This is a genomic window from Vibrio sp. Vb1980, from assembly GCF_033338615.1.
Classification (GTDB): Bacteria; Pseudomonadota; Gammaproteobacteria; order Enterobacterales; family Vibrionaceae; genus Vibrio; species Vibrio alginolyticus.
In genome coordinates this window covers 1-512 of sequence record NZ_JAWOSZ010000189.1, presented here as the reverse complement: position 1 = coordinate 512, position 512 = coordinate 1, and the positions used below count along the sequence as shown (strand labels likewise).

Annotated in this window: 1 protein-coding gene; it reads left to right on the top strand. The window is 49.4% G+C overall.

Annotated elements, in window-relative coordinates:
* The coding region (locus R7F64_RS24435) for a penicillin-binding transpeptidase domain-containing protein (protein ID WP_318072229.1) at positions 1 to 512 on the top strand (512 nt) is incomplete at both ends.

Below are 512 nucleotides of genomic sequence, written 5' to 3'. Positions count from 1 at the left end.
TGGTTAACCGGTGAAGAAGGTAAAAAGACCATTCGTAAAGACCGCTATGGCCGTGTCGTTGAAAACATCGCTTGGCAAGACAAACAAGAAGGCAAGTCGTTGCAGCTGACCATTGATCAGCGTTTGCAGGCTATCGCTTACCGCGCCATCAAACAGGCGGTTGCCGATCACCGTGCAACCTCTGGCTCCGTGGTGATGCTGGATGTAAAAACGGGTGCCGTTTTGGCGATGGTTAATGCTCCGTCATACAACCCAAATAACCGCACGGATTGGCAAAGTTATAAGATGCGTAACCGTGTGATCACGGACTCAATGGAGCCCGGCTCGACCATTAAGCCTTTCGTTATTTTAGCCGCCTTAGAAAATGGAGTGGCGGATAAAGATACTATCGTTGATACCGGTAATGGCGTGCTTCGATTGGGCGGTAGCCGAGTCAGGGACGTTTCGTGGGTAGGCAAAGCTAGTCTGTCTATGATTCTGAAAAAATCGAGTAACATCGGTGTGACCAAACT